This window comes from Streptomyces sp. HB132 (genome assembly GCF_016909575.1).
GTDB lineage: Bacteria > Actinomycetota > Actinomycetes > Streptomycetales > Streptomycetaceae > Streptomyces.
The window spans coordinates 1-3,104 of record NZ_JAFBGA010000040.1 but is presented as its reverse complement, the minus strand read 5'-3'; the positions used below and the strand labels follow the sequence as shown (position 1 = coordinate 3,104).

Annotated in this window: 2 protein-coding genes; both read right to left on the bottom strand. The window is 69.5% G+C overall.

Going from position 1 to position 3,104, the window contains the following annotated elements:
• Positions 1 to 1,077 (bottom strand): beta-ketoacyl synthase N-terminal-like domain-containing protein (locus JOC24_RS32945; RefSeq protein ID WP_205024105.1); only part of this gene is annotated, 1,077 nt, incomplete at its 3' end.
• Positions 1,077 to 3,104, bottom strand: a 2,028-nt coding sequence (locus JOC24_RS32940) for an SDR family NAD(P)-dependent oxidoreductase (RefSeq protein ID WP_205024104.1), incomplete at its 5' end; no start/stop codon positions are given. The genes JOC24_RS32945 and JOC24_RS32940, both read right to left, overlap by 1 nt.

The window sequence follows — 3,104 nt, the reverse complement described above, 5'->3', positions numbered from 1 at the left end:
GGCGGCGTCGAGGTGGCCGACGTTGCCCTTGAGTGAGCCGAGGGCGCAGGGTCCGGTGTCGCCGAACGCCCGCGACAACGCCTGCACCTCGATCGAATCGCCGATCACGGTGCCGCTGCCGTGCGCCTCGACGTAGTCGATCGTCTCGGGGTCGACCTCCGAGACCGCCAGTGCCTCCGTGATCACCTCGGCCTGACCGGCCACGGTCGGTGCCGTGAAACTCGCCTTGACCGCGCCGTCGTTGTTGACGGCCGATCCTCTGATCACGGCGTGGATGGTGTCGCCGTCGGTCAGCGCGTCCTCCAGCCGTTTCAGTGCCACCACGCCGACACCGTTGCCGAAGACCGTGCCACGGGCGTCCGCGTCGAACGGGCGGATGTGCCCGTCCGGAGCGAGGAACGCTCCCTCCTGGTACAGATAGCCGGTGTTCTCGGGCACCTTGTACGAGACCGCACCCGAAAGGGCCATGTCGCACTCGTAGTTGAGCAGGCTCTGACAGGCCGCGTGCAGTGCGACCAGGGAGCTCGAGCAGGCGGTCTGGACGGGGAAGCTCGGCCCCCGCAGGTCGAGTTTGTACGACACCCGGCTGGTCAGAAAGGCGAGTTCGAAGCCCAGGCCGACGTTCTCGCCCTTGATCGCCTCGCCCTGCTCCAGATTGCTGAGGATGTTCCCGAGGTAGGCGGTGGTACTGGCGCCGCCGAAGACACCGATGCTGCCGTCGTACTGGGCGGCGTCGTGACCGGAGTGCTCCAGTGCCGCCCACGCCGTCTCCAGGAAGAGCCGGTGCTGCGGGTCCATGATCTTCGCCTCGCGGGCGGTGTAACCGAAGAACTCCGCGTCGAACAGGCCGATGCCCTCGAACTTGGGTGAGGCCTTGACATAGTCCGGACGGTCGAAGACCTCGGGCGGCACTCCGGCCGCCGTCAGCTCCTCGTCGGTCAGGGCGACGATCGACTCGACACCGTCGCGCAGGTTCGACCAGAACTCGGTCAGGTCCCCGGCACCGGGGAAACGCCCTGCCATCCCGATGATCGCGACACCGTCCCGTGCCGGGAGATCCGTGAACTCAGTGGTCATCATTCGCCCCTTGCCGTTCGACGCCGTTGCTGGTGCTGACGCCGCTGCTGCATCTTCGCTCTGCGTTCCTCAAGTGCCTTGAGGTTGTCACTCGGTGCCTGCTCCACCGGCTTCTCGGTCAGCCCCGCCAGGTGTGCGACCGTCAGTCCCTCGTACAGGTCGCCGAGCGTGAACTTCGTGCCCAACCTGGCGTTGACGGTGCTCACCAATTGGATCGCGATCAGGGAGTTGCCGCCCAGATCGAAGAAACTGTCCTGGATGCCGACCTTCTCGATGCCCAGCAGGTCCTGCCACACCTCGCAGACCACGCGCTCGGTCTCGCTGCGCGACGCCACGAACTCGGTCAGGATGTCCGGGCGATCGTGCGCGGCGGTGCGGGGCTCCACGGGAGCGTCCCGGTCCAGCGAGAAGGCGCTCGCGAAGAGCGCCGAGAGCTCGGCGGGCGACACGATGATCTGCGACTCCGAGGCGCCGGCCAGGATCGTGTCGAGAGCTCGCAGCCCCTCTGCGGTCGACATGGCGCGCTCGTCCACCTGCTCGATGCCGGGCGGCGTCGCGGTGGTCACCGCCATGCCGATCTCCCGCCACGGGCCCCAGTCGATGGAGATCACCCGCTGTCCACGGCCGCGGTCCTGGGCGAAGGCGTCGAGGAAGCAGTTCGCGGCGCAGTAGTCGACCTGTCCGACACTGCCGATGTTCGCACCGTTCGAACCGAACAGCACCAGGAAGTCCAGCTCCTGGTCCGCCAGGACCTCCTCCAGCACCAGGGTGCCGCGTACCTTCGGCAGGAGCACCTCGGCGGCCGCCTGGAGATCCTTGAGCTGGATCAGACCGCCACCGGCCACGCCCGCCGTGTGGAAGGCGCCGTCGATGGCTCCCCAGCGCAGGGTGGTCTGCCGGACGGCCTCGCGCATCGCCGCTCGGTCGCTCACATCGGCCCGGAACACCAGGAGCTCCGCGCCCGCATCCCGCAGACGGACCAACTTCCGCACTGTATCGGCGAGTCGGCCCGCTCCCGGGTTGCGGACGAGCCACGAGTCCCACTCCTCGGCGTCAGGCAGCCGGGTGCGCGCGGTGAGCGCGATCCGTGCCCCCGCGGCCGCGAGGTGCTCGGCCAGCGCCAGCCCCAGGCCGCCGGTGCCGCCCGTGACCAGGTAGACACCGCCCCTGCGCACCACCGGCGGCCGGTCGCCTGCGGGCAGTGGCTGCGGCAGGTAGTGCTGGGACCACCGGTGGCCGCCCCGGTGGGCCACCGTCTCCGTTCCGGGCTCCGGATCGGCAGCCAACTCGGCCATCAACTGCACCAGTTGTCCCGGGCTGGGAGAAGTCAGGCAGTCGAGATCGACGCTGCGGCAGGTGGTGCCGGGCAGCTCGCGGGGCAGCACGCGGCAGGGGCCCAACAGCGTGGCCTTGAGCGGCGAGAGCAGCTCGGCGCCGGTGACGTTGTGCAGCCCGTTGCTGAGCACCCAGATCCGGCGCGGCTCGCCGTCCGGGTGGCGAACAAGCGCCTGGGCGAGACGGATCAGGCTCTCGAAGCCGTGCTGAAGACTTCCCTCCTCACCCGGTGCGGTGACGCTCCAGGCATGCACGATGCGGGTGGGTACGCCGGCGGGGCCCTCTCGCAGCGCGTCGATCAACCGGTCGTGGTCGTCGCCGCTCGCAGGGTCCATGCCGTACCGGCCGCCTCCTTGCTCGGACCACGCGTCGGCCGCGGCCGCCACGGTGACGGTGGCGCCGCCGGACCGCAGCCACTCGGCGACCGCCTCACCCACACCCAGGCCGTCGGCGAAGACCAGCCAGTGCCCGTCGCAGTCCGGCTGCCCCCCGGCGGGGAGAGCGGCTCGCTGCCATGACGGGGCGTAGAACCAGTCCGTGATGTCGTCGCGGCGCGCGGTGGTGCCGCTGACGATGGACGGCGCTGTGGTCTGCCGGTCCAGCCAGTAGCGTTTGTGTTGGAAGGGGTAGGTGGGGAGGGGGATGCGGCGGCGTTGTTGGTGGTTGTAGTAGTTGGTCCATTGGGGTGTGGT